Annotated in this window: 5 protein-coding genes; 3 read left to right on the top strand and 2 right to left on the bottom strand. The window is 66.4% G+C overall.

What is annotated here, in order from left to right:
* Positions 1-102: 102 nt before the first annotated feature.
* Entirely contained in the window at positions 103-480 is a 378-nt protein-coding gene (locus ACTIFJ_RS14860; RefSeq protein WP_439534891.1) for a histidine triad nucleotide-binding protein, read from the bottom strand.
* A gap of 99 nt (positions 481-579) precedes the next feature.
* Here ACTIFJ_RS14860 and ACTIFJ_RS14865 point away from each other — a divergent pair, with 99 nt between their 5' ends.
* The 3 genes from ACTIFJ_RS14865 (at position 580) to ACTIFJ_RS14875 (ending at position 3,738) form a co-directional block, all read left to right on the top strand.
* Positions 580-891, top strand: coding sequence for an alkylphosphonate utilization protein (locus tag ACTIFJ_RS14865; protein ID WP_439534892.1), 312 nt, complete (start codon positions 580-582; stop codon positions 889-891).
* A 142-nt stretch (positions 892-1,033) separates the two neighbouring features.
* Positions 1,034-2,290, top strand: coding sequence for a transcription termination factor Rho (gene rho, locus ACTIFJ_RS14870; RefSeq protein WP_439534893.1), 1,257 nt, complete (start codon positions 1,034-1,036; stop codon positions 2,288-2,290).
* 188 nt (positions 2,291-2,478) lie between these two features.
* Complete coding sequence (locus tag ACTIFJ_RS14875) at positions 2,479-3,738, top strand: lipopolysaccharide biosynthesis protein (RefSeq protein WP_439534894.1); 1,260 nt, start codon at positions 2,479-2,481, stop codon at positions 3,736-3,738.
* Positions 3,739-3,754: 16 nt separating this feature from the next.
* On the opposite strand, the gene ACTIFJ_RS14880 is transcribed toward ACTIFJ_RS14875, so the two are convergent.
* Positions 3,755-4,529: SDR family NAD(P)-dependent oxidoreductase (locus ACTIFJ_RS14880; protein ID WP_439534895.1), on the bottom strand; the 775-nt coding region annotated here is incomplete at its 5' end.

Here is a 4,529-nt window from a genome sequence, read left to right on the forward strand (position 1 = left end):
CTACAGGACCTTCTGCCGTTGCCTAGCGAAGGCCGGATTATCGGGGTCTGGGGCCTGCGGCCCCAGCCGCCGGAGGCCCTTTTCTTCGAAGCTCGATACCGCCTAGCCCGCCAGCATCGGTCCCAGCGGCTTGCCGCCGAACAGATGGACATGGAGGTGCGGCACCTCCTGCCCGGCCTCCGTGCCGGCATTGGCCAGCAGCCGGTAGCCCGGCGTTTCCAGCCCCAGCATTCGCGCCACATGGCCGACGGCCCGCACATAGCCGCCGATCTCGGCGTCGGTCGCCCCCGCCGAAAAGTCCGCCCAGCTCCGCCAGCGCCCGCGCGGAATCACCAGCACATGCACGGGCGCTTGCGGAGCGATGTCATGGAAGGCCAGCGCCCATTCGTCTGCGTAGACCTGCTTGCACGGCAGGTCGCCGCGCAGGATGCGGGCAAAGACATTGCCGTCATCATAGTCACCAAGCGCTTCAACGGGCATCGTTCAACTCCAGCAGTCGTCATTGCGGCATAGCATTGGCGCGCTTTCACCGACAATTGATGATAGAGACCCGGCCACACAGGGGCAAAGGACGAAGCAATGACCGATGACAGCGAAGACTATGTCTATGACGAGGTCAGCGGCGAATGGCTGCCGGCCTCGGCGCTGAAGCCAATCGAGGCAGCCGCCGACGCGCCCTTTGAAGTGCGGGACAGCGTCGGCAACCTGCTCGCCGACGGCGACCAGGTGACGCTGACCAAGGATCTCGACGTCAAGGGCGCCGGCCAGACGCTGCGGCGCGGCACGCTGATCAAGTCGATCCGGCTGACTGGCGACCCCCAGGAAATCGACTGCCGCTATGACGGCATCAAGGGTCTCGTCCTGCGCGCCGAATTCGTCAGGAAACGTTGAGGCACTCTTGATTCCCCCCCGCGCCGGGCCTAGATAACCTCCGACCGCCCCGTCCTGGTGCGCGGTTTCGCGCGACAAGCGCCCGCCTTCCATATCCAGCACGTCCCTTGGCCCCCGCGCCCGGACTCTCAAGGCAGACCAGATGCATCTTCAGGAACTGAAGCGCAACACCCCCGCTGAACTCGTTGTCATGGCAGAAGAACTCGGCATCGAGAACGCCTCCACCCTGCGCAAACAGGACATTATTTTCGCCATTCTCAAGACCACGGCCGAAGCCGGCAACGAGATCATCGGCACCGGCACCATCGAAGTCATGCCCGATGGCTTCGGCTTCCTCCGCTCGGCCGAGAGCAATTATCTCGCTGGCCCCGATGACATCTATGTCACCCCGCAGATCGTCCGCCGCTTCGGCCTGCGCACCGGCGACACGGTGGAAGGCGAGATGAAGTCGCCTGCCAATGGCGAACGCTATTTCGCGCTGAACAAGGTCACCCAGGTCAATTTCGACCAGCCCGAGGCCGTCCGCCACCGCGTCAATTTCGACAATCTGACGCCGCTCTATCCGGACGAGAAGCTGAACCTCGAAAATTACGATCCCACCATCAAGGACAAGACCGGCCGGATCATCGATGTCGTCACCCCGCTCGGCAAGGGCCAGCGCTGCCTGATCGTCGCGCCGCCGCGCGTCGGCAAGACGATGATGATGCAGAACATCGCCCGCGCCATCAGCGCCAACCACCCCGAATGCTATCTGATCGTCCTGCTGATCGACGAGCGGCCCGAGGAAGTCACCGACATGCAGCGGACGGTCAAGGGCGAGGTGATTTCCAGCACCTTCGACGAGCCCGCCACCCGCCACGTCCAGATCGCCGAGATGGTCATCGAAAAGGCCAAGCGCCTCGTCGAGCACAAGCGCGATGTCATCATCCTGCTCGACAACATCACCCGCCTCGGCCGCGCCTACAACACCGTCGTCCCCAGCTCCGGCAAGGTGCTGACCGGCGGTGTCGATGCCAACGCCCTGCAGCGCCCAAAGCGCTTCTTCGGCGCGGCGCGCAACATCGAGGAAGGTGGCTCGCTAACCATCATCTCCACCGCGCTGATCGACACCGGCAGCCGCATGGACGAAGTGATCTTCGAGGAGTTCAAGGGCACCGGCAACGCCGAAATCGTCCTCGACCGCAAGATCGCCGACAAGCGCGTCTTCCCGGCGATCGACATCGGCAAGTCCGGCACTCGCAAGGAAGAGCTGCTCGTCGACAAGACGACACTCGGCAAGATGTGGGTCCTGCGCCGCATCCTCATGCAGATGGGGACGGTCGACGCCATCGAGTTCCTTATCGACAAGATGAAGGATTCGGTGACCAACAAGGACTTTTTCGATGGGATGAATCACTAGCAGCGCGGCAAGCGATAGCGATGCTATCGCGCGACTCGCGCGCGCCGGCCGGCGGGGCGGCCAGCCTCGCTGGCCGAACCGTCCGACGCCAGCCGCGGCTTTGCCGCGGCCCTCCCGTCCGAATTTCCCCACGCTTCCTTAACATTCCCCCTCTTCTGCAAATCGCAACTCAAGCCTAAGGCAAGCCGGTGATCCTCGCCCGTCTCGCCTCGCCCGCCGTCGCCGCCTATGCGATCAAAGGGGCCAATGCGCTGGCGGCGTTCGTTGCCACAGCGCTGCTCGCCCGCATCGCCGGCCCGGCGGTGGTCGGAGACTATGGCTTCAGCGTTCTCACCGGCACGCTGCTGGCGCTGGTGGCATTGCGCGGGCTGGACCAGATCGTCCTCAAGGTCATCGCCGGCGACCTGCGCATCGGCGACACCGCCGCCGCCCAGGGCGCGCTCGCCTACACCACCCGCACCGTGCTCATCGCCAGCCTAGCGCTGACCCTGGCCTTTCTCGCCGCCGTCGCCTTTGCGCCGATCGCCACCATGCTCGAGGTCAATCGCGGCGCGCTGCTGGCAGCCGGCCTTGGCATCGTCTCCACTACCCTGTTCCGCCTCGGCCTCAGCATCATCCGCGCCGCCTCGCGCCCGGTCGCCGGCCAGTTCTACGAAGGGCTGAACAGCTTCCTCTTCGCCGGCCTGATCACGCTGCTCTATGTGACCGGCCAGGTCCCCAATGCGGCGGCGGCGGTCATCGCCTTCTTCGCCTGCCAGCTTGCCTCCACCGCCTGCGTCTGGGTGCTGATCCGCCGCGATGCTCGCAGCTGGGCGCCACCCGCATCGGTGGACCGCACCGCCATCACCCGCGCCGGCCTGCCGATCATGGTGGCGCGCGGCCTGGACATGTTCGCCGACTGGCTGCTGCTGGCGCTGATCGCGGGCGCTGCCAGCACCGCCGAGGTCGGTGCCATGCGCGTCGCCATGCAGGTGATCATGATCATGTTCATTGTCGTCAGCACCGGCGAGAATTTCCTCGCCGCGCGCGTCGCCGGCGATATCCGCGCCGGCGAATCCGCCCGCGTCTGGCGCCGCCATCGCCGTGTCACGCTGACCATGGCCGCTGTGCTCGGGCCGATGGTGCTGGCCTGCCTGCTCTTCCCCGGCCAGATCATGGGGCTGGCGTTCGGCCCGGCTTTCGCCGTCGCCGGCCCGGCGCTGGCGATCATGACGCTGGGCCAGGCCACCAAGATCGTCACCGGCCCGGTCGGCAGCATGCTCACCATGGGCGGCATGGAACGCCCGATCCTGGTCATCGCCGTGGCCTCGCTGGCAATGACGGCGTTACTGGCCTGGCTGCTGATCCCATTCTGGGGCATCGCCGGCGCCGCCGTCGCCCATGCCGTCGCCACCGCTTTCCGCAACATCGCCAGCTACGTCATGGCGCGGATCCACGTGCCGCGCTGAATTCCGGGCAAAAGCCTCAGGCCGTGCTGCCCCCGTCGACGGTAATCACCGTGCCCGTCGTCGACCGCGCCTCGGGTCTGAGCAGGAAGCTCACCGCCGCCGCCACTTCGTCGGGCGCCGGCAGCCCCAGCGGCGCCCGCCGCCGCACCGATTCGAGCTTCTCGCCCTGCAGCCCGGCGGTCATCTCGGTCTCCATATAGCCCGGCGCCACGCAATTGACCGTCACCTTGTACTTCCCCGCCTCGCGGGACAGCGACCGCGTGAACCCCTCCAGCCCGGCCTTGGTCGCCGCATAGACCGCCAGCCCGTGAAAGCCCGTCGAGGCGATGATCGAGCTGATATTGATGATCCGCCCCTCGCGCCGCGCCAGCATCGAGCGCAGCACGAACTTGCTCATGATGATCGGCCCGGTCAGGTTGGTCGCCATCACCCGCTCGATATCGCTGAGGTGCATCGTCGCCAGCACCCCGTCGAGCCCCACGCCGGCATTGTTGACCAGCCCATAGATGGCCCGGCCCTTGATCGCCGCGCGCGCCGTCTCGGCAATCGCATCCATATCGGCCATGTCGAGCCGCGCCCATTGGAAGCGCTCGCCATGCGCCCCGGCCAGCGCCTTCACCTCGTCGCTCTCGCTGCGGCTGTAGCCAAGCACCGCATAGCCCTCGCCAAGCAGCCGCGTGGCGATCGCCAGCCCCAGCCCGCGCGACACCCCGGTGACCATCACGGTCCTGTCCTTGCCGTCCGTCACCGCGCCGCCTTTCCTGCTGCCGTCATGCCGATCTCCTCCACCA

It is taken from the genome of Polymorphobacter sp., from assembly GCF_051860865.1.
GTDB lineage: Bacteria > Pseudomonadota > Alphaproteobacteria > Sphingomonadales > Sphingomonadaceae > Sandarakinorhabdus.